The 21,171-nt window shown below is 70.3% G+C and carries 19 protein-coding genes; 9 read left to right on the forward strand and 10 right to left on the reverse strand.

The genetic code is table 11. The features are described 5' to 3' along the window. Positions 1-175: 175 nt before the first annotated feature. Positions 176-1,012, reverse strand: a complete 837-nt coding sequence (locus tag BN1056_RS04170) for an SDR family oxidoreductase (RefSeq protein WP_210579317.1) — start codon at positions 1,010-1,012, stop codon at positions 176-178. Here BN1056_RS04170 and dusB point away from each other — a divergent pair. Then, positions 1,011-2,393 carry a tRNA dihydrouridine synthase DusB gene (gene dusB / locus BN1056_RS04175; protein WP_210579319.1) on the forward strand — a complete coding sequence of 461 codons (1,383 nt, stop codon included), beginning with the start codon at positions 1,011-1,013 and terminating at the stop codon, positions 2,391-2,393. The genes BN1056_RS04170 and dusB overlap by 2 nt on opposite strands. Positions 2,394-2,488: 95 nt before the next feature. Here the strand turns inward: dusB and BN1056_RS04180 are convergent, their stop codons facing one another. After that, positions 2,489-3,892 (reverse strand): YibE/F family protein, encoded by a 1,404-nt coding sequence (locus BN1056_RS04180; RefSeq protein ID WP_425306100.1) that lies wholly within the window; start codon positions 3,890-3,892, stop codon positions 2,489-2,491. Positions 3,893-4,391: 499 nt separating this feature from the next. On the opposite strand from BN1056_RS04180, the gene BN1056_RS04185 reads away from it, so the two are divergent. After that, positions 4,392-5,507: a hypothetical protein gene (locus BN1056_RS04185; RefSeq protein WP_210579320.1), complete on the forward strand. Its 1,116-nt coding sequence runs from the start codon at positions 4,392-4,394 to the stop codon at positions 5,505-5,507. A 260-nt stretch (positions 5,508-5,767) separates the two neighbouring features. On the opposite strand, the gene BN1056_RS04190 is transcribed toward BN1056_RS04185, so the two are convergent. Next, entirely contained in the window at positions 5,768-7,162 is a 1,395-nt protein-coding gene (locus tag BN1056_RS04190; protein ID WP_210579321.1) for a glycine--tRNA ligase, read from the reverse strand. 136 nt (positions 7,163-7,298) lie between these two features. Here BN1056_RS04190 and BN1056_RS04195 point away from each other — a divergent pair, with 136 nt between their 5' ends. Genes BN1056_RS04195 through BN1056_RS04210 form a run of 4 tightly spaced genes read left to right on the forward strand, consistent with a single transcriptional unit; the run spans position 7,299 to position 10,579 of the window. Then, a complete protein-coding gene (locus BN1056_RS04195) occupies positions 7,299-8,300 on the forward strand; it encodes a metal ABC transporter substrate-binding protein (RefSeq protein ID WP_425306101.1) in 1,002 nt (333 codons plus the stop codon). A 52-nt stretch (positions 8,301-8,352) separates the two neighbouring features. Then, a complete protein-coding gene (locus tag BN1056_RS04200; protein ID WP_210579326.1) occupies positions 8,353-9,213 on the forward strand; it encodes a metal ABC transporter ATP-binding protein in 861 nt (286 codons plus the stop codon). Then, positions 9,210-10,154, forward strand: a complete 945-nt coding sequence (locus BN1056_RS04205; protein WP_210579329.1) for a metal ABC transporter permease — start codon at positions 9,210-9,212, stop codon at positions 10,152-10,154. Before BN1056_RS04200 ends, BN1056_RS04205 begins: the two co-directional genes overlap by 4 nt. Further along, a complete protein-coding gene (locus BN1056_RS04210) occupies positions 10,151-10,579 on the forward strand; it encodes a Fur family transcriptional regulator (protein ID WP_210579331.1) in 429 nt (142 codons plus the stop codon). Before BN1056_RS04205 ends, BN1056_RS04210 begins: the two co-directional genes overlap by 4 nt. Before the next feature lie 63 nt (positions 10,580-10,642). Here BN1056_RS04210 and uppS read toward each other — a convergent pair whose 3' ends face one another. From uppS to leuA, 3 genes are read right to left on the reverse strand one after another with little or no spacing between them, the layout of a single operon-like run. After that, positions 10,643-11,476 (reverse strand): polyprenyl diphosphate synthase, encoded by an 834-nt coding sequence (gene uppS / locus BN1056_RS04215; protein WP_210579332.1) that lies wholly within the window; start codon positions 11,474-11,476, stop codon positions 10,643-10,645. 1 nt (position 11,477) lies between these two features. After that, positions 11,478-12,227 carry a DNA repair protein RecO gene (gene recO / locus BN1056_RS04220; protein WP_073331558.1) on the reverse strand — a complete coding sequence of 250 codons (750 nt, stop codon included), beginning with the start codon at positions 12,225-12,227 and terminating at the stop codon, positions 11,478-11,480. 12 nt (positions 12,228-12,239) lie between these two features. Next, positions 12,240-14,018, reverse strand: coding sequence for a 2-isopropylmalate synthase (gene leuA / locus BN1056_RS04225; protein WP_210579334.1), 1,779 nt, complete (start codon positions 14,016-14,018; stop codon positions 12,240-12,242). Positions 14,019-14,350: 332 nt separating this feature from the next. Between leuA and BN1056_RS04230 the strand changes: the two genes are divergently transcribed. The 3 genes from BN1056_RS04230 to BN1056_RS04240 are packed head-to-tail and all read left to right on the forward strand — an operon-like array spanning position 14,351 to position 16,360. Beyond that, positions 14,351-15,286 carry an ABC transporter ATP-binding protein gene (locus BN1056_RS04230; protein WP_210579335.1) on the forward strand — a complete coding sequence of 312 codons (936 nt, stop codon included), beginning with the start codon at positions 14,351-14,353 and terminating at the stop codon, positions 15,284-15,286. After that, on the forward strand, positions 15,283-16,134 hold the full coding sequence (locus BN1056_RS04235; protein ID WP_210579336.1) for an ABC transporter permease: 852 nt from the start codon (positions 15,283-15,285) through the stop codon (positions 16,132-16,134). Before BN1056_RS04230 ends, BN1056_RS04235 begins: the two co-directional genes overlap by 4 nt. Before the next feature lies 1 nt (position 16,135). Then, the gene (locus tag BN1056_RS04240) at positions 16,136-16,360 is read left to right on the forward strand and encodes a helix-turn-helix transcriptional regulator (RefSeq protein WP_092537160.1); all 225 of its coding nucleotides are present in this window, start codon (positions 16,136-16,138) and stop codon (positions 16,358-16,360) included. A 10-nt stretch (positions 16,361-16,370) separates the two neighbouring features. Here the strand turns inward: BN1056_RS04240 and BN1056_RS04245 are convergent, their stop codons facing one another. The 4 genes from BN1056_RS04245 to era are packed head-to-tail and all read right to left on the reverse strand — an operon-like array spanning position 16,371 to position 21,162. Next, positions 16,371-17,054, reverse strand: coding sequence for an ABC transporter ATP-binding protein (locus BN1056_RS04245; RefSeq protein ID WP_210579337.1), 684 nt, complete (start codon positions 17,052-17,054; stop codon positions 16,371-16,373). After that, positions 17,047-18,204 carry a hypothetical protein gene (locus tag BN1056_RS04250; RefSeq protein ID WP_210579338.1) on the reverse strand — a complete coding sequence of 386 codons (1,158 nt, stop codon included), beginning with the start codon at positions 18,202-18,204 and terminating at the stop codon, positions 17,047-17,049. The genes BN1056_RS04245 and BN1056_RS04250 overlap by 8 nt, the downstream gene beginning before the upstream one ends. A 25-nt stretch (positions 18,205-18,229) precedes the next feature. Further along, on the reverse strand, positions 18,230-20,137 hold the full coding sequence (locus BN1056_RS14935; RefSeq protein ID WP_280516432.1) for an alpha/beta hydrolase family protein: 1,908 nt from the start codon (positions 20,135-20,137) through the stop codon (positions 18,230-18,232). Between the two features lie 14 nt (positions 20,138-20,151). Then, complete coding sequence (gene era / locus BN1056_RS04260; RefSeq protein ID WP_210579339.1) at positions 20,152-21,162, reverse strand: GTPase Era; 1,011 nt, start codon at positions 21,160-21,162, stop codon at positions 20,152-20,154. Between the last annotated feature and the right edge of the window lie 9 nt (positions 21,163-21,171).

Raw genomic sequence — 21,171 nt, forward strand, 5'->3', positions numbered from 1 at the left:
TACCAGCAGCAGGTCGAGGCTCGGCACCCGCCGTTCCAGGGCGTGGGCGAGTTCGTCGGCGAGCAGCCGCCCCCGTGAGGTGAGCGGGCGCTCCAGGTCGGTGGGGGCGTTGTGGGACGCCTTCGAATGCCGAACCAGCACGAGGATCTTGCCGGAGGAGTCAGTCGTCACGCGGCTACCCTACCGTCAGTGGCAGGGTGGCGCCGCCGTCGGCCCGGATGACCTGGCCGGTGGTGGCCGGCAGCCAGTCGGACAGCAGCGCGACGGCAGTGCGGGCGACGGGGCGCGCATCGCGGTGGTCCCAGCCCAGCGGTGCCGTGGTCTCCCAATGCCGGGCCAACGCGTCCAGGCCGGGGATGGCACCGGCAGCGGGAGTGGACAGGGGACCGGCGCTGATGGCATTGACGCGCACGCCCGCCTGGCCGAGTTCGACGGCGAGGCTGCGCACGCACGCCTCCAGCGCGGCCTTGAGCGGCCCCATCCAGCCGTAGCCGGAGTGCACGTGGGAGGTGTCGAAGGTGAGAGTCACCACCGCCGCGCGTGGGGCGAGTAGGGGGCGTACCGCGTCAACCAGGGCCGGCAGGGAGGCGGCCGTGGTGGTGAAGGCCTCCGCCAGCCTCTGCTGGCGCCCGGCTCCGGCCATAGTGGGGGCGGCGTCGGGGCCGGGGTGGGCGGGCAGCAGGGTTCCGAGCAGCTCGGCATCGGCGTGGGCTATGGCGTGTACGACGCCGTCCAGCCGCCCCACTCCGGCGGCCCGCAGCCGCGGCGCCAGTTCGGCCAGGTCGGCGGGGTCGGTGACATCCAGCGGCAGCACGAGGTCGATGCCGTGCCGGCGGGCGACCGCCCGGGTGAGCGACAGCGTGCGGGGGTGGCCGGTGAGCACGACGCGTGCGCCCTGTTCGCGGGCGGCGGTGGCGATGGCGGTGGCGATGGAGGCGGGTCGCAGCACGCCGGTGACGAGGACGGTGTGCCCGCCCAGCAGGCCCACGGGCGGGGCCGGTTGCTCGGTCATGGCGTCAGCCTTGCACGTGGCGGCGACGACGGCGTGGATATGCCAGCATGTGCCGGTGACCGCCTCACCCGACTCCACCCGTCCGCCCACTCCTGGCTCCTCCCCCGACGCCACCCGGCCCGGGCCGGCCGTGGCCGCGCCGCTGCATATCGGCCCGCTGGAGATCGCCACGCCGGTGGTGCTCGCCCCCATGGCGGGAGTGACGAACGCGTCGTTCAGGCGCCTGTGCCGCCTCTACGGGGAGTGGGCGCTGCCCGAGGCGCTGTGTCCGCAACAGGAGGGCCCGGTGACCACCGTCGCCGGCGGCCTGGCTGCACCGGCGGGCCTGTACGTCACCGAGATGGTGACCACCCGCGCACTGGTGGAGCGCAACGCCAAGACCCTGGCGATGGTGCGCACGGACCCCACCGAGCGGGTGCGTTCGATTCAGCTGTACGGGGTGGACCCGGCCACGGTTGCGGCCGCGGTGCGGATCCTGGTGACCGAGGACCTGGCCGACCACATCGATCTGAACTTCGGCTGTCCCGTGCCGAAGGTGACTCGCAAGGGTGGGGGTGCCGCCCTGCCGTGGAAGCGGGACCTGCTGGAGGCGATCATGCGCGCGGCGGTGCAGGCCAGCGAGAGTGCGGTTGCCGTCGCCGGCAGGCAGCGCGCGGTGCCGGTGACGGTGAAGATGCGCCTGGGGATTGACGACGACCACGAGACCTTCCTGGACGCGGCACGTCTGGCCGCGGACGCCGGGATCGCCGCCCTGACGTTGCACGCGCGCACCGCCCGGCAGCACTATGCGGGCAAGGCCCGCTGGGAGCAGATCGCCCGGTTGAAGGAGGCCACCAGCCTGCCGGTGCTCGGCAACGGCGACATCTGGAGCGGGGACGACGCCGTGGCCATGCTTGAGACGACCGGCTGCGACGGCGTCGTCGTGGGGCGCGGCTGCCAGGGGCGGCCGTGGTTGTTTGCCGACATCGTGGCGGCCATGCATGGTCGCGCGGAGCGCACCCGACCCGACCTGGACGCGGTGATCGCCGTGATCAAGGAGCACGGGCGGCTGCTGGCGGCCGAGCTGGGCGAGGACCGGGGTGTGCGCGATCTGCGCAAGCACATCGGCTGGTACCTCAAGGGCTACCCGGTGGGCGGGGCGGCGCGCGCCGAGCTGATGCGCGTGTCCTCGCTCGCCGACCTCGATGCGGCCCTGGCGCGGATGCGGGAGCGCCTGCCCGCGCAGGTGCCCTTCCCGGGGGCGGCGGCCGAGGGGCCGCGGGGGCGGGCCGGCAGCCCGCGCCGCCCCCACCTGCCCGACGGCTGGCTGGGCTCCCCCTACCTCGGGCCTGCGGATCGGGCGCTGCTGGCCGAGGCCGAACTGGACGTCTCGGGCGGTTGAGCCGAGGCGGCGCGCCCGTCCCCTCGCAGAGTCCAGGCGGCACGGCCGGTCCCCTTCCGGCATGCGGCTCATGGCCGGTGCCCGCGTCGTGCCGATCAGGCCTCGGCGGTCACGGTCGGCTCGCCGGTGCGGCACAGGGCGGCGGCGATCGCCGTCGTCGCCGGGATGGCCAGCACCAGGCCGATGGAGGACACCAGGGTGCGCACGACCTCCTCGGCGATCTCGCCCGAAAGCAGCGTGGCGGCCAGGGGCCGGTCGATCAGTGAGGCCGCCAGGATGAGCGGCAGGGCCGTGCCGGCGTAGGCGAAGGCGAGGGTGTAGACGGTGGAGGCGATGTGGTCACGGCCGATCCGCATACCGCCGGTGAACAGCCGTGCATGGCCCAGCGCGGGGTTGGCGGCGTGCAGCTCCCACACGGCGGAGGCCTGGGTGATGGTGACGTCGTTGAGGACGCCCAGGGCCGCCACCACCATGCCGCAGGTGAGCAGCGCCTGCAGGTTGATGCCGCCCACCATGGCCGTCAGGGTCTGGGCGGCATCGTCGGTGGCGCCGGTCAGGTTGGCGGCGTCCACGCCCCACAGGGACAGCAGGACGGTGATGACCACGCCGGCGAAGGTGCCCAGCAGGGCGGTGGTGGTGCGCACGGAGATGCCGTGGGCGACGTAGACGGCCAGCAGCATCATGGCCGAGGCGCCCACCAGCGTCACCCACATGGGTGAGGCCAGGTCCAGCAGCGCCGGGATCATGAAGCCGAGCAGGACGCCCGTAGCCAGCAGCAGTCCCAGCACGCTGAGGGCACCCTTGCGGCCGGCGACCGCGATGACGAGCACCAGGTACACCACCGCCAGCGCGGTCACCGGCACCTGGCGGGCGTAGTCGACGAACACGTACGGGGTGCCGGAGGCCAGCGCGGCGGGGGCGTACATCACCTGCAGGCGGTCGCCGACGTCGGCCGCGGCCAGGGACTCGGCGGGGATGTGCACCGGCATGACCAGGCCCGCACCGTCGCCTGAGGTGATGCGCGCGCACACCGCGTCGGCGAGCAGCGAGTCGTTGCTCACTCCCTCCAGCGCGCCGGTGGTGTCGGCGCAGGCGGTGGTGTTCAGGGAGGTGATGGTGGCCGATTCGAGGGTGGCACCGTCCGCGGTGAAGGGCTGGGAGCCGACCAGGGAGTTCCCGCTCGGCCACAGCACGATCAGACCGATAAGCGTGGCCACCACCAGGGGCACGACGATGGCGGCCAGCATCAGGCGCACCCGCCGGGCCTCGGCCGCCCCCAGGTTGAGGGGGCCGGAGTGGCTGTGCGCCGCGGAGGATACGTGCGGGATCGAGGTGTGCGGGCCCGAGGCGTGCGGGCTCGAGACGTGCGGGCTCGAGACGTGCGGGCTCGAGGCGCCATCGGCGCGCCCGGTCGGTGATTCCCCGGCGTCCGCTTTGCTCGGCCCGTCGATGGGCGGGCCGGCGGGCGCTGCGGCGGTCGGCGTCGTCTCGTCGTTCACGCAGCCATCATGCCTGCCGGCGGTGTCGAACCGCAGGCACCGCGCAGGCACGTCGCCCTGAGGCGACCGGCCCCGGCTTGAGCCGGCTTGAGGTACCTCGGGCGGCACGAGCCGGCAGGCGTGCGCCGACCAGCCGCTCATCCCCCGGCCAAATACACCCCGGCGCGTTGCACGACCCCGGGGCATGTAGCACGACCTTCGGGTGCGTTGCACGACCCCCGGGTGGTCGTGCAACAGGCACCGAGGTCGTGCAACAGGCACCGAGGTCGTGCAATGTCACCGAGGTCGTGCAGTGAGAGGCCCGCGGCACCGCAAAACGAGACCAACCAGCAGTCGAGGACAATGGACAGTGTGGACCACCGAAATACTCCCGCGGAGGCTGGCCAACCAAGGCACCAAAACCCACAGGTGCCATTAGCGGCATCCCAGACAACCGCTTGTCCACAGTCGACGACGCGAGTAGTGGTCATCGCACCCGACTTCGGCGAATGCTGGAGACATGCCCGCCTCGCCTGACCAAGCTCGCGACCGTGATCTGTTTCCCGTGCTGATTCACACCGGTCGGCATGACCGCGCCGGCGTCGCGGTCCCCCGCTCCGCGCTGCGGCTTGCTCCCGGCATTCACTGGGTTCCAGCCCCCGAGGCGAAGCGCTGGCAGCACCGCTATACCTTGGCCTTGGCACGCGCCATAACCGCGCAAACAACGCACCGCTCCGCACGCTGCCTCACCCACGCGTCCGCCGCACTTGTACTTGGCCTGCCAATGATGACCCAGGAACCGGACGTATACCTGGCGGTTCCCAGCACGCCCAAGCGAGTTGGCACGCCGCTGCCCTTGATCAGCGTGCCTCCCACGGGACCGCCGCGGTCGAACGCAAACGAGGACTTCTACTGCCGACAGATCATGCTTTGGCGCCGACACTTGGACCTCCCGGAGAAAGACATCACCGTGGTCGGCGGGATGCCGGTCACCACCGTCTTACGTACCGCCTTCGACTGTGCGTTCGACGAACCCGCGCACAATGCCCTGGCGATTGCCGACGCGGCCCTGCGCCTGTACTGTCGCACACAGCACGACAACCGCAGCCTGGATGCGCAGGCCGAAGCACGCGCCCGCGACATTTGGCAAGAATGGCTTCAGCAGTCCGCACGCAGACACGGAGTCGCACAAGCACGGGCAGTACTGGGGGCGGCGACGCCGCTGGCCGACTCTCCTGGCGAAAGCGTCATGCGCTGGCTGACTCTCGTACTCGGACTTGCGCCGCCACAAGTGCAGTACCGGGTGAGCGACCGCGCGAACATGTGGTGGCTCGACCTGTGCTGGCCCGAGCACGGGATCGTCATCGAGGTTGACGGCCGGATGAAGTACAACACCCGGGAGGACGCCTGGCAGGAGAAACTGCGCCAGGACGCCATCCAGGCCATGGGCTGGCGATTCATACGCGTGACTTACGGAGAGTTCCGCGATCTGCGCGCGCTGGCGGACAAGATCCTCGCGGCCTTTCCGCCCGGGGTTGTCGCCTCGCTCAGACCCAACCGTGATCTGCTGTGGCCGGGTACGAGGCTGGAAGCGGGGCTGCACGAAGGCTCCCTGCTGGGAATGCGCCGACGCTAAACGCAGTCGCCCCACGCGTCCTCCCCGAACCGAGCCGACGCCGAGCACATCTCATGCACAGCACGACCCCCGGCTGCGTTGCACGACCCCCGGCTGCGTTGCACGACCTCGGTGCCTGTTGCACGAACACCCGGGGGTCGTGGAACACACACCAGGGTCGTGCAATGTCACAAAGGTCGTGGAACGGCCGCGCTGCCCGGCCAGACGCCACTCAGGCGCCGGCCGGGCAGCCAGCATCTAGTTGGCCAACAGCGGACTGTTCAGCACCCGACCAGGCGCTCGGCGAGGTAGCGCTCCACGCCCTCGAGCGGGATGCGCTCCTGGGCCATGGTGTCGCGCTCGCGCACCGTCACCGCACCGTCCTCGGGCGACTCGAAGTCGTAGGTGATGCAGAAGGGGGTGCCGACCTCGTCCTGGCGGCGGTAGCGGCGACCGACGGCGCCGGCCTCGTCGTACTCGACGTTCCAGTTGCGGCGCAGCCGGGCGGCGAGCTCGCGGGCCGGGCCGGTCAGTTCCTCCTTGCGGCTCAGCGGCAGCACGGCGGCCTTAACCGGGGCCAGGCGCGGGTCCAGGCGCAGCAGCACGCGCTTATCGACGCCGCCCTTGGTGTTGGGCGCCTCGTCCTCGGTGTAGGCCTCCACCAGGAAGGCCATCAGCGAGCGGGTCAGGCCCGCCGACGGCTCGATCACGTAGGGGGTCCAGCGCTCGTTCTTCCCCTGGTCGAAGTAGGACAGGTCCTTGCCGGAGTGATCGGCGTGAGTGGACAGGTCGAAGTCGGTGCGGTTGGCAATGCCCTCCAGCTCGCCCCACTCCCCGCCGGCGAAGCCGAAGCGGTACTCCAGGTCGACGGTGCGCTTGGAGTAGTGGGAGAGCTTATCCTTGGGGTGCTCGTACAGGCGCAGGTTGTCCTCGCTGATGCCCAGGTCCGTGTACCAGGCCTTGCGGTAGTCGATCCAGTACTGGTGCCACTCCTCGTCCGTGCCGGGCTCGACGAAGAACTCCAGCTCCATCTGCTCGAACTCGCGGGTGCGGAAGATGAAGTTGCCGGGCGTGATCTCGTTGCGGAAGGACTTGCCGACCTGCCCGATGCCGAAGGGAGGCTTCTTGCGGGCGGCGGTCATCACGTTGGTGAAGTTGATGAAGATGCCCTGGGCGGTCTCGGGGCGCAGGTAGTGCAGGCCGGCCTCGTCATCGACCGGGCCGAGGTAGGTCTTGAGCAGGCCGGAGAAGGCCTTAGGCTCGGTGAAGGCGCCGCGGGTACCGCAGTTGGGGCACACGAGCTGGTCCAGGGTGACGGTGTCGGGATTGTCGACGCCGTGTTTGGCCGCGTAGGCCTCCTGCAGTTCGTCCTCGCGCAACCGCTTGTGGCAGGAGGTGCACTCGATCAACGGGTCGGTGAAGGCGGCCACGTGGCCCGAGGCGACCCACACCTCGCGCGGCAGGATGACCGAGGAGTCCAGGCCGACGACGTCGTCGCGGGACCGCACCATGTACTGCCACCACTGGCGCTTGATGTTCTCCTTCAGCTCCACGCCCAGCGGCCCGTAGTCCCAGGCCGAACGAGTGCCGCCGTAGATCTCGCCGCAGGGGAAGACGAAGCCACGCCGCTTGGCGAGGTTGATAACGCGGTCGAGCGTCGAGGGAGTTGCTGCCACTGTGTTTCTCCGTAGGTCCTGTTATGTGCTCTCGTCAGCTGCCGTCCGCGCTCCGCACGCGGTCGCCCGGACGAACGGGCTCAGTCTAAGGGGCGTCACGGGTCGGATTTGACGCCCGCCCCACAAGTAACTGAGAATGGTTCCCATGAACGTTTCTTTGCGCCCGCGCCGCCGCCCGCGCGCCCGCCGCACCCTGGCCGCTCTCTCCGCGGTCGCGCTCGGGCTCACGGGCCTGTCACTGACCGCCTGCTCCGCCGATTCCACCGACGACGACGCGGCCGGGGACACGCTGTCCGTGGCGGCCTCCTTCTACCCGATCCAGTACCTGGCCGAGGCGATCGGCGGAGACAACGTGACCGTCACCTCCATCACGCCCACCAACGTGGAGCCCCACGACTACGAGCTCGCCCCCAAGGATGTCACCGCCCTGTCGAGCACGGACCTGGTCGCCTACGTTCCCGGATTCCAGCCCTCACTGGACGACGCCCTGGCAGAGGTCGCCGGCCCCACCGTCGTGGATCTGTCCGAGGCGGTCGACCTGGTCCCCCACGACGGCGTGGAGCACGACGACGAGGCCGACGACGCCCACGAGTCCACGCAAGCCGACGACGGCGCGGACGCGGCAACCACCGACCCGCACTTCTGGCTCGACCCCGTGCGCATGCAGTCAGCGGCGCAGGCCATTGAGACCGCCCTGGCGCAGGCCGACCCGGACCACGCGGCCGACTACCAGGCCAACCTGGCCGAACTCACCGAGGCGCTCGGCGGCTTGGATGGGGACTTCTCCACGGGTCTGGCCCAGTGCGAACGCACCACCTTCGTCACTGCCCACGCCGCCTTCGGCTATCTGGCCGAACGCTACGGACTCACACAGGCCTCCGTGTCCGGCATCGACCCAGAGTCCGAGCCCAGCCCCGCCGAACTCGCCACCGTCAAGCAGGTCGTGCAGGAGACCGGGACCACGACGATCTTCACCGAAGAACTGGTCTCCCCCAAGACCGCCGAGGCACTGGCGGCGGAGACCGGCGCCACTACCGCCGTGCTCAACCCGCTCGAGTCCGCACCCGAGTCCGGGGACTACGCTGACGCCATGTCCGCGAACCTGCAGGCGCTGCGCACCGCGCTGGCCTGCGAGTGAGCACGATTCCCATCATCGACATTCTTGACTCGACTTGCCTCAAAAGGACCCCATGACCCCAACCTCAGCGCCTGCGCGGGCGAGCAGCCCGCCGATCGAAGTGGCCGACGTCTCCGTGGTGCTCGGCTCCAGCCTGATCCTGGACGCCGTCGACCTGACCGTGCGCGGCGGCGAATCCGTCGCCCTGCTGGGCGCCAATGGCTCGGGCAAGTCCACGCTGGTCAAGACGATTCTCGGCCTGCTGCCGATCCGCTCGGGAGCGGTACACCTGTTCGGCCACGACGTCACCGACCGCCGCACGGTGCCCTGGGAACGGGTCGGATACGTACCGCAGCGGGTCGGGGCGGCCTCCGGTGTGCCGGCCACGGCGCTGGAGGTGGTCCGCTCCGGGCTACTCTCCCCCGGGCATCCCTTCGCCGACCGCGGTCGCACCGCCCGACAGCGTGCCCTGGAGGCGTTGGACGCCGTCGACCTGGCGGACCGGGCCCAGGACCACGTGCAGATCTTCTCCGGGGGCCAGTCCCAGCGCGTGCTGATCGCGCGGGCCCTGGTGCGCTCCCCCGAACTGCTGCTACTGGATGAGCCGCTGGCGGGCATCGACCGGGCCTCCCGTGAGGCACTGGCCACCACTCTGGCCGGTTTGCGCGCGCAAGGACTGACACTGTTGACCGTCCTGCACGAGATGGGTGAACTGGCCGACGTCGTCGAGCGGACCGTGGTCCTGGACGAGGGGCGGGTGGCCTTCGACGGGCCGAAGCAGGCACTGGCCCACGATCACGCCCGTCACGACGAGCTCGGGCACGACCGCCTGGATGACTGTGAGCACGAGCATGCCCACGGCAGCACCGAGCCGGCCATTCACCACGCCCCGGTGCTGACCACCTCCGTGCGTCAGGCGGGAGGCGTCAAATGAGCGCACTCGCAGCAGCACTGGGCGACATGCTCGCCAGCCCGCTCATGCAGCGGGCCTATATCGTCGCGGTGCTGGTCGGCCTGTCGGCCCCGGTGGTGGGCACCTACCTGGTGCAGCGGGGGCTGGCGCTGCTGGGCGACGGCATCGGCCACATCGCCCTGACCGGCGTGGCGCTGGGCTGGATCGCCGGGGCGGCCGCCAACGTCACCCCGCACGACGCCTGGGCGATCCCCGGGGCGATCGTCGCCTCCGTGCTCGGCGCGGTGCTGATCGAGGTGATTCGTGCCCGGGGACGCACCCGCGGGGACGTGGCCCTGGCGATCCTGTTCTACGGCGGCATCGCCGGCGGCGTGATCCTCATCAAGCTGGCCGGGGGCACGACGACGAATCTGACCAGCTACCTGTTCGGCTCGATCGCCACCGTGTCGGCCTCGGACACTCGCTTCACGGTGGTGCTCGCCGCCGTCGTGCTGGCCGTCGGTATCGGCCTGCGCGGGCCGCTGTTCGCGCTTTGCCACGATGAGGAGTTCGCCCGCTCGATCGGCCTGCCCACCGGGGTGCTGAACGTGACGGTCGCGGTGGTGGCGGCGCTGACCGTATCGGTGTCCATGCGCGTGGTCGGAGCACTGCTGGTGTCGGCGGTCATGATCGTGCCGGTGGCCATCGCCCAGCTGGTCTCCTACTCGTTCGGCCGCACCATGCACCTGGCCATGGCGATCGGCGTGGCCGCCTGCGTGATCGGGCTGACCATCACCTACTTCCTGGCGGCCTCGCCGGGCGCCATGATCGTGGTGCTGCTGGTGTGCACCTACGCCGTCGTCGCCCTGGTCAGCGGTCTGGTGCGCACCATCCGCGCCAGGCGCGGGCGCCGTCCGGAGGCCGGTGACAACCGCGGCAGCATGGCCCACAGCAACCGCAGCGAGCAGGAGGTGCCCGCATGAGCCAGAACGCGTCCGCCGGTAACGGCAGTTCCCCACGCCACCGCGCCACCTGGCAGCGGGCCGCGGTGGCCGACATCCTGGCGCGCACCGACGAGTTCCGCTCCGCCCAGCAGATTCACGCGGCCCTGCAGGCGGAGGGCACGAAGGTGGGGTTGGCGACCGTCTACCGCAACCTGACCGCCATGGCCGAGGCCGGCGAGGTCGACCAGATCCGCAGCGCCGACGGCGAGGTCCTGTACCGGGAGTGCGAGCGGCCCGAGCACCACCACCACATCGTGTGCCGCTCGTGCGGGCGCACCGTGGAGGTGGCCGGCGGCGAGCTGGAGGAGTGGATCCGCCGGGTCTCCGCCGAGCAGGGCTACACGGACATGGAGCACACCGTGGAGTTCTTCGGCCTGTGCCCCGTCTGCTCGCGAGGTCGGTAGATCTTACGCACCGAGATCGGTAGATCTTACGTGCCGAGGTCGGTTGAAGTGGCGTCGCCGGGTTCAGGACCGGGACGTCACCCGGTCAACGGCGCCGCCGAAGCGCCGCTCCCGGTGCGCGTAGGCCTCGCAGGCGCGCCACAGCTCGGTGCGGTCGAACTCGGGCCAGGGCAGGTCGGAGAAGTACAGCTCCGCGTAGGCCGAGGACCACATCAGGAAGTTGCTGGTGCGCTGCTCCCCGCCGGTGCGGATCAGCAGGTCCACATCCCGCATGTGCGGCGAGTACAGGTAGCGCTGCACGGTCTTCTCGTTGATCGACGCCGCCCGCAGCCGCCCGGCCTCCACGTCCTGGGCCATGGCGCGCGCGGCGTCGGCGATTTCGGCCCGGCCGCCGTAGTTCAGGCACATGTTCAGCACCATGGTGTCGTTGTCGGCGGTGATGCGCTCGGAGCGGCGCACCTCCTTGAGCACCGATTTCCACAGCCGCGGCTCGCGCCCCACCCAGTTCACCCGCACGCCCCAGGCCAGCAGGTCGTCGGTCTGGGCGCGCAGCACCGAGCGGGTAAAGCCCATGAGGAAGCGCACCTCCGCGGGTGAGCGCTTCCAGTTCTCGGTGGAGAAGGCGTACACGCTCAGCTCCTTGACCCCCAGTTCGACGGCGCCGGCGATCACGTCCATCATGGTCGACTCCCCCACCCGGTGGCCCTCGGTGCGGGGCAGGCCGCGCGCGTTGGCCCAGCGGCCGTTGCCGTCCATGACGCAGGCGACGTGTGCGGGCACGGCCGCCGGGTCGAGCGCCGGCGGGGTGAGCCCCTCGCGGTGGAGGGGGACGACGTCGAGCGGGCGCGGATCCGTGCCGGTCCCGTCGGCGGATGCTGAGCCTGTGGCGTCGGGCATGTCAGGCCCTTTCTACTAGGGAGAGGGAGCGTAGGCGCCGTTCCAGGTGCCAGGTCAGGTAGGCGGACACGCACCCGGACGCCTGGGCACGCTCGCGCGGGCTCGAGGCGTCGGCCAGCTCCCAGTTTCCCGAGAGCAGGGCACCGAGCAGCGCCATGGCGCCCGGTTCGACGTCGACGGCGCCGGCGGGTCGGCAGCCGGAGCAGACGGCGCCGCCGGCCTGCACGTGGAAGGCGGTATGCGGGCCGGGGGCGCCGCAGCGGGCGCAGTCGTAGCAGGAGGGCGCCCAGCCGGCCAGGGCCAGGGCCCGCAGCAGATAGGAGTCGAGTACCAGACCGGGGGCGTGACGGCGTCGCGCCAGCGCGGACAGCGCGCCGTACAGCAGCAGGAACTGCTGGGGGGAGTCGCTGGTGCCCAGGTCGCCGTCGTCCTGCGTGAGGCGCTCGGCGGTCTCCGCCATGGTCTCGGCGCAGGTGAACATCGCGTAGTCGGCGGCGATGCTGCGGCCGAAGGGGGCGATGGTCTCCACCTGGGTGACCACGTCCAGGCTGCGGCCGGCGTGCAGCTGCACGTCGATCATGGAGAAGGGCTCCAGACGCGCGCCAAAGCGGGAGGTGGTGCGGCGTACCCCCTTGGCGACGGCGCGCACCTGCCCGTGGGCGCGGGTGAGCATGACGATGATGCGGTCGGCCTCGCCCAGTTTGTAGGTGCGCAGGACGATGGCCTCGTCCCGGTAGAGCCTCTCCCCCAAACGGCGCCTCCGTCAGCGCATGGCGCGGTTGACGGCGGAGATCACGGCCTTGAAGGAGGCGGTGGTGATGGAGGGGTCGATGCCGACGCCCCACAGCACCTGGCCGCCGACCTCGCACTCGACGTAGCAGGCGGCGCGGGCGTCACGCCCCTCGCTCAGAGCGTGCTCGGCGTAGTCGAGGATGCGCACCTGGATGCCGGTCTGCTCCAGGGCGGTGACGAAGGCGTCCAGCGGACCGGAGCCAGAGGCCGTGAGCAGCTTGCGCTCGTCGCCGTCGGAGATGGTGACGGTGAGGATGGACTCGTCGTCGCCGACTGCCGTAAGGGTCGCCCCCTTGAGGCTGTAGCGGCCCCAGGCGGGCAGGTCGGCGCCGGGGGCGGCCGCGGCCGGCAGGTACTCGTCGGCGAAGATCGACCACAGCTCGTCGGCGTCGACCTCGCCGCCGAAGGTGTCGGTGTGGTGCTGGACGATGTTGGAGAACTCAATCTGCAGGCGACGCGGCAGGTCGAGGTTGTGGGTAGTGCGCAGCAGGTAGGACACCCCGCCCTTGCCAGACTGGGAGTTCACCCGCACCACGGCCTCGTAGGAGCGGCCGACGTCGTGCGGGTCGATGGGCAGGTAGGGCATGGACCAGGGCACGGCCACCTCGGCCTCGGCCTGGCTCATGCCCTCGGCGGCCTTGGCGGTGACCTTCTCGGCGCGGGCCGCGAAGCCCTTCTTGATGGCGTCCTGGTGGGAGCCGGAGAAGGAGGTGTAGACGAGCTCGCCGGCGTAGGGGGTACGCGGGGGCACGTCCATCTGAGTGGAGTGCTCGACGACGCGCCGTACCTCGTCGATGTCGGACAGGTCGAGCATGGGGTCGATGCCCTGGCTGAACAGGTTCAGGGCCAGGGTGACCAGGTCGACGTTGCCGGTGCGCTCGCCGTGGCCGAACAGGCAGCCCTCCACACGGTCGGCTCCGGCGAGCATGCCCAGTTCGGCGGCGGCGATGCCGGAGCCGCGGTCGTTGTGGTTGTGGATGGACAGGCACACAGCGTCGCGGTGGGAGAGGTTGCGACTCATCCACTCGATCTGGTCGGCGTAGACGTTGGGGGTGGCGCGTTCGACGGTGGCGGGCAGGTTGAGGATGATTTCGCGGTCGTCCTCGGGCTGCCACACGCCCATGACGGCCTCACAGACCTCCAGGGAGTACTCGCGCTCGGTGTCCACGAAGATCTCCGGGGAGTACTCGTAGCCGAAGATGGTGTCGTCGGTGAGCACCTTCTCCGCCCGGGCCATCACCTGGCGCGTGCCCTCGACGGCGAGTTCGCGTATGTCGTCCTTGCCCATGCGAAAGACGACCTCGCGGAACAGTGGAGACAGGGCGTTGTACAGGTGGACGGTGGCGCGCGGGGCGCCGACGCAGGCGTCCAGGGTGCGGTCGATCAGGTCCTCGCGGGACTGGGTCAGCACCGAGATGGTGACGTCCTCGGGGATGGCGTCGTCCTCCACCAGGGAGCGCACGAAGTCGTAGTCGGTCTGGGAGGCGGCGGGGAAGCCGACCTCGATCTCCTTGAACCCCATGCGCACCAGCAGGTCGAAGATGGCGCGCTTGGCGGCGGGGCCCATGGGCTCGATGAGGGACTGGTTGCCGTCGCGCAGATCGGTGCTCAGCCAGCGGGGGGCGTGGGTGATGCGGTTGTTCGGCCAGGTGCGGTCCGGCAGGGAGGCGTCGACGGTGTCGAGGAACGGCCGGTACTTGGTGAAGGGCATGCCGGAGGGCTGTTGCGGGGCGGGGCGGGCAGTACGCATGGGTCTGGTTCTCCTGAGCAGGTGTGCTTGGTTCCCGGCGCCGGTGCCCGGCGCGCCGGGGTGGCTGGCTACGCGAAGTAAGCCGCGGTCGGGGTGCCGGCCTGGTCAGGCCCCGCCGCGGCGACTAAGCAGGAGGTTCCGCTCCCGGACGGAGGTCGCGCGCACGGGGACACCGTACCGCGAATCCGCTGCTCCGCCACGCCAGGCCACAGTGTGGACGGCGCGACGACGGACGGATTTCACGACTTGCAGCCACAGCAATCGTCATCACCACACGCATTATGTAGTAGGTCTGCTATATTCGATAGCGTACCTACCAGGAAGGAGCGGTCATGTCCCCTGAACTGCCCGCGATTACGACCCGCGGCGTCGACTTCGCCTACGGCAAGAACCCCGTGCTGCACGACGTCAGCCTCACGGTCCAGCCGGGCGAGGTGGTCTGCCTGCTCGGCCCCAACGGCGTCGGCAAGACCACGTTGGTGGAGAACCTGCTCGGCTCACTGCGCCCGCACGCGGGCAGCGTCCGCGTATTCGGCACCGATCCGCGCCGCGCAAGCGCCGCATTCTGGGCGCGGATCGGGCTGGTGCAGCAGAACTGGACCGATCACTCCAAGTGGCGGGTTAAGGATCAGCTGGAGTGGATTCGCTCCATGCAGCTGACCGCATCGGCGCGGGTGGCCACGGTGGCCGAGGTGCTCGAAGCCGTGGGCCTGGCCGACAAGTCCGACTCGCGTCTGTCCCGGCTCTCGGGAGGGCAGCGCCGCACGCTTGACTTCGCGGCGGCGCTGCTGGGGCGCCCGGAGCTACTGATTCTTGATGAGCCGACGACGGGGCTCGACCCCGCCTCCAAGGCGCGCCTGCACGATCTGATCATGGAGCGCGTCGACGACGACGCCACGGTCCTGATGACCACACATGACCTCTCCGAGGCCGAGCGCCTGGCCTCGCGCGTGGTCATTATGGCGGCGGGGCGGATCATCGCCGATGGCACCGTGGTCGAGCTGCGCGAGCGGTTCAGCAGCGAGGCGGAGGTGACCTGGATGCAGGACGGCGTACGCCATGTGCATGCCACCTCAAGCCCCGAGCGCTTCCTGCAGCGTCTCGACCTGGATGCGATCAGCGGATTGATGGTCACCCGCCCCACCCTGGAGGAGGCCTACCTCGCCCTGGTCGCCCAGCCCGCGGAGGCCGAACGAAGCGGCACAGATCACCTGGCCGTCCAGAGCGATCCGGCAATCACCCCCACCGCCAAGGAGCCCAGGCCATGAACCCCAATCGATCTCTGCCCCTGTCCGTACTGCGCGCGGCGGCGCGTCAGGCCTATGGCGACCTGCGCCCCAACCTCATGGGAGCCGGAGCGACGTCCATCCTGTTTGCAGTGGCCGCCATATTGGTCGTCTCCCGGATAAGCGACGGCCCGCTCCAAGGTTTCGGGTCTTCCAGCGCCTTCGGCACCATGCTCGCGGCCAGCTGCGTCGGCGGCTTCGCCAGTCTCGTCATGATGCAGATAGGCGCGGAGACCTATACCGACCGCATCGGCGGCGCACTGCTGCGGGTACGCATCCTCCCGCACGGGCCGCTCACCTGGGCGATCGGCAAGACACTCTCCACTGTGGCACTCGTTGCCGTCATGCAGGCAATGATCCTCCTGGGCGCCGTTCTCTTCATCCCTATCGCCACGCCTGCCACCGGGACGGCGCTGCTCTGCCTACTTCTTGCCGCGCTGGCCTCGCTGGCGTGCGCGCCGCTCGGGTTCTTCCTCAGCGTGTTCATCCGCGGCGTTTACAGTTACATGGTGAACACGGTGATCTGCCTCGCGCTGTTCGTGGCCGGTTGTTGCTACCCGACCTCCGCACTGCCGGGCTGGGTGCAGGGCATTCAGACGGTGCTTCCCACCTACTGGTCCGGGCACCTGACCCGCTGGGCGCTCGTGGGCGATCCGTATTGGGAGATCGGCGGCAGTTTCCACCCGGCGTTAGGCTTCGGGGTGCTGCTGGCCTGGATCATCATCGGCTTCGGACTGGTACCGCCGGTCATTCGCCGCAGCTTCCGCAAGGAGACGATCGGCGGTCTGAACCGCACCCAGTCAACGATCCGTTCGCAGACTGGACTGTGAGATGTCCGGAGAGGTCGTTCACAACCGGATCGCCGTACTGCGCGCGGACCGCAGGGTCAGCCGCCGGCAGCTGGCGGAGGCGCTCGGCGTCCACTACCAGACGGTCGGCTATCTGGAGCGCGGCGAGTACGCCCCGTCGCTGTACCTGGCGCTGCGCATCGCCCGCTACTTCGACGTCCCCGTGGAGTCGGTGTTCTCCCTGGAGGAGTTCCCGCCCCTGACCTGAGGGCGCCCACTCAGTGTCCAAACACCTCGAGGTAGGCCCGTTCGGCGCCGCCGGCGCGCACGTCCACGGTGGCGGCTACCAGCCCGTCCTTGAGCAGGATTACCCGCTCGCAGACCTCGTCGAGCACGCTGAGGATGTGGCTGGACATCAGGGCCATGCCGCCTCCGTCCAGGTAGTCGGCCAGGGCGCGTCTGAACAGCAGCACGCCCTCCACATCGAGCCCGTTGAGCGGCTCGTCCAGCACCACCACTCGTGGGGCGCCGAGGAAGGCGCAGGCGATCCCCAGGCGCCGCGTCATCCCCTGGGACAGGCGACGCACTTCGGTGTCGTGGAAGCCAGCGCAGCCGAAGCGGGTCAGGTGCTCCCCCAGCGCGTCCTCGTCCAGGTCCAGGCGGCGCATCGCGGCCTCGAAATGGCAGGCTTGCCGGGCGGTGAGCTGTGGGTACAACCTGCTCTGCTCGGGCAGGAAGCCACACAGTTCAGCGGGCAGGCGCCGACCCAGCTCGCGGCCATCCAACCGGACGATGCCGGCCTGGAGGTCGCCCACCCCGCAAAGTGCGTCGAAGAGGGTGGTCTTGCCGGCCCCATTGGGTCCGACGACGCCGAGCACCTCCCCCGCGCTGACTGTCAGGCTCACGGGCCCGGTGCCGCGACCGCCTCGGTAACGGCGCTGCGCGTCAACGATTTCAAGCACGTTCGCTCCTACGCAACAGGTGGGCGGCAGCCGGGAGCACCGCCAGGGGCAGCCCCGGAACCAGTGTGAGCAGCGCCCCGCCCAGCTCCGCGGCGGGCAGCATCCGATGCCGCCGAGTGTAGGCGGTGGCGACGTCCGCCAGCACAGTGGCCAGCAGGGGCAGATAGGCCAGGCAGGCCAGCACGGCGGCACCGTCGATACGAGCCCCGGCCAAGGCGCCGCACAGTATCGCCGTCAGGCATTCGGCAACCAGCAGCGGCAGCGCCAACGTGAACTTGACTCGCCGCAACTCCGCGTCGGCAACACCGTAGCGACTCCTGGCGAACCGGGCGGCAGCTGTATCGTCCACCTCCGCCAGAACACAGATGACGGTCGCCGCCAGATAGGCGCCCGCCACATACACCCCCGCGGAAAGGGGTTGGCCCAGGCGTCCCAGCACGTATGCGATCAGCACGCCCTCGGCGGCCGCGGCGAGCACCGGCCACCGTGAGGCGGAGCGGAGGTAGGCGAAGCCCAGCGCCGGAAGCCGACGGCCCAGCCGGGCGCCCAACGGGAGACGACGCCGCAGCCGAGCACTCGGCGCCATTGGAGCGCCTCGCACCGCACTGCCACGACACACTCCCATGTTTCCGAGGTCTGTTGTGTCGGCGCCTCGTCCTGCGCCGGCTCCCGGCACAGACCATCCCCCCACGGTATCGACGCCCCGGAACCGCTCCGCTGCCACCGTCACCAACGCCGTCGCCGCCGTCCACGCCGCCAACAGCAGCCCGAAGCGGCTCACGTCGGGCCAGCCCGGGAAGTCCAGCGCGAGCATTCCGCAGGCGGCTTCCAACGCCGTCAGCGGCAGGGACGCGACCGCATACAGCGCGAGGAAATCCGTCGGCCCGAATCCGTAGTAGCGCAGCGCCCCGCGTCGGACGACGTCGAGATCCCGCAGCAGCGCCGAGGCGTTCGCCGCCGCGACCAGGACCCCGAGGCCCGCCACCGTCAGCGACCGGGCGAGGGAGTCGGCAACGGTTACCGCGCCCCGGGTGGCGGTCCAGACGAGCACGAACACCAGTGCGAGCGCGAACGAGCGCACCGACGGGGTCAATACCAGCCCCGGGCGGTGCAGCCGACACGCGACGGCGATCAAGTTCAGGGCTCTCACGGCCTGCCTTCACCCTCCCGATGACTCACACCAGCATGGGGAACAGGCCCCAGTAGGCGATCGCAACCAGCAACGTGGCCGCACCGATCACGACCGCCGAGAGCACCGCCGCCGCGGGGACGGTGAGCCAGCGGCCCTTCTCACCGCGCTCCTGGTTGGCCGCGTGGGCGGCGGCGCGCATGAGCCGGGCGCGGTAGGTCAGTTTGACCAGGATAACCACGGCTACCACCGCAACCAGTTGGACCACCACCCAGCCGCCGTAGGAGAACAGGTAGTTGGTGTGGTAGCTGGTGGCCAGGGACGCCACGCCGAGGATGTAGACGATGTACAGAGCCCAGGCGAGGCTGACACTCACGCTCAGGGACACGGCCCAACGGCCGATCGGGTCCGGCAGGTGCAGGCCGCGCCGGCCCCGCAGCCGCGGCCCCTGTCCGAGCAGCCAGCCCAGCCCCGCCGCCGCCATCAGTCCGAAGCCGATGACGAATGTGGCCAGCATGAGGTCTCCGGAGGCGTACCAGCGGGTGGAGGCGGGCCGCTGCGCCCAATAGGCCTGGGTGGGGGTGGCGCCGGCGACGTGCGGGACGGCGGCGGCCGTGTCGGGCAGGCCATTGACCCAGCGCGACAGGTCACGGGTGACCCCCGGGGCAAGAGAACCGTCGGTGGTGATGCCGAGCTTAAGACCGTGGTTGGCGCCGTCGTAGTAGCGGACGGTGAGCTGGTCGTTGTCGGCGGCCTGCAGTGCCTCCCACACGGTGCTGGGGCCCTGCACCAGGGGCATGGAGGCGTCGGCGGTGCCGTACATCATGAGGATGGGAACGGTGATGGTCTCCAGGTAGGACACGGAGTCGAAGTCGGCGTACTCGAAGCCGCCGCCGGGGATCTCCGCGCTGCCGAGCACGCGCGGAATCAGGTCGAGCATGGCCTGCGGCACGCCGACGTTGCGCATATAGCTGTCCACGGCCAGCGCGGCCTGCTCGCGCAGCCGCACCACGGGGGCGCTGGCCAGAATGAGGAAGGCGACGCGGTCGTCCTCCGCAGTCAGCACCACCCCGGGGATGGCGCCCTCGGACTCTCCGTAGATGCCGACGTCGTCGCTGTCCACGCCGTCCAGGGCGACCAGGTAGTCGAGACTGCGCTGATAATCGGCGGCCATGGACAGGTAGTCCCGGTCGGTTGCGGAGTAGTTCTCCATGGGTTTGGAGGGCACGAGCGTGGTGACGCCGGTGGAGGTGAGGGCCTCGGCCTGTTCGGTGAAACCCCAGATGGAGTGGGTGCCCGCGCCGTGCATGAAGACGACGCCGGGCGTGTCCTCCTCAACGCCGACGGGACGGCGTAGCAGTGCGGGCACCTCCTCGCCGTCGGCCTGGGTGATGGTGATGGTGGTGGTCTCCACCTCGTAGGTGCCGACGGCGGCGGTGGCAACGGCCCCGCCGATGCTGGTGTCGGTGGTGGATGGGGCCAGAGAGTCGGTCAGCGGCTGGGGGTTCCAGCGGGGGCCGGCGAAGGTGCCGATCAGGCTGAGGCCGAGGACGGCGACCACCACGCCGCCGATGGTGCGGTGGTCGGTGGAGACCGCGAGCACGAGGGCGCCCAGGCCGACGGTCAGCATGATTTCCCAGATCTCCCGGCCGCCGGTGCCGAGCCACCCGAGGAGCACTGCTACACCGACGGCGGCCGCCAGCACGATCAGAGTGCGGCGCCGCTCGGTGCGCCACAGCCGGGACAGCAGCGCCCAGGCGCGGCGGGGAAATTCACGCAGCCATGCCCAGCCGGAGCGCAGTTCGGCGGCGGTGATGCGTGCGGGCTGGGCTTTGGGCCGGGCCCGACGCGGCGAGACCGGCCGGGTGCGTCTCCGGCGCGGCGACGCGGTTTTGGGGCGCGGCTCCGCGCCCCCGCCGGATCGGTCGTCGGGTGGTTGGGAAACCGGGGACATGTGCGGGTGGGCCTTCAGAATCCGAGCCTGGCGAGAGCCTTCGGATCGGACTGCCAGTCCTTGACGGTGCGCACGTGCAGGTCGAGGTAGACCTTGCGGCCCAGCAGCTCCTGGATGCCGCGGCGGGCCTCGGAGCCGATGGCCTTGAGGTTGGCGCCGCCCCGACCGATCACAATGGCCTTCTGGGAGTCGCGCTCCACCAGCAGACTGACGCGCACCTGCAGCCGATTGCCGGTGCCCTTGACGCGGCCCGCGTCCTGGGTATTGGGGTCAACGATCTCATCGACGACGACGGCCAGGGAGTGCGGCAGCTCGTCCCGCAGACGCTCCAGGGCGGCCTCGCGGACGAGCTCGCCGACCATCACGGCCTGGGGCTCGTCGGTGACGGAGTCGGTGGGGTACAGCGGCGGGGATGCCGGCAGGTGGGAGGTGAGGACTTCCTCCAGGACGTCGACCTGGTCCCCCTTGAGTGCGGAGACGGGCACGATGTCCGCCCACTGTCCGAGCTGGTCGACGGCGAGCAGCTGCTCGGCCAGCTTGGCGCGGGAGACGGTGTCGGTCTTGGTGACTACGGCGACGACGGGCTTGCCCAGGTCGGCCAGTTCCCGGGCGATGAGCCGGTCGCCGGGGCCGATCTTGTCGCCGGCGGGTATGCAGAAGGCGATCACGTCCACGCCCGTGAGCGTTTCGCGCACGAGGTCGTTCAGGCGTTGGCCGAGCAGGGTGCGGGGGCGGTGGAAGCCGGGGGTGTCCACCAGCACCAGCTGGGAGTCGGGCCGGCTGATGACGCCGCGCACGTTGTGGCGGGTGGTTTCGGGGCGGCCTGAGGTGATGGCGATCTTTTGGCCCACCAGCGCGTTGGTCAGGGTGGACTTGCCGGTGTTGGGGCGGCCGAGCAGGCAGACGAAGCCGGCGCGGAAGTCCTCCGGGTAGTCGGGGACCGCGATGGGGGCGCGGGTGGGGTCGTCCGCGTCCGGTTCGTCGGGCAGGATGGGGAAGCCGTCGGCGTCGGTGGCACTGGTCATCGGGGGTCC

It is taken from the genome of Actinomyces succiniciruminis (assembly GCF_900002405.1).
Taxonomy (GTDB): domain Bacteria; phylum Actinomycetota; class Actinomycetes; order Actinomycetales; family Actinomycetaceae; genus Actinomyces; species Actinomyces succiniciruminis.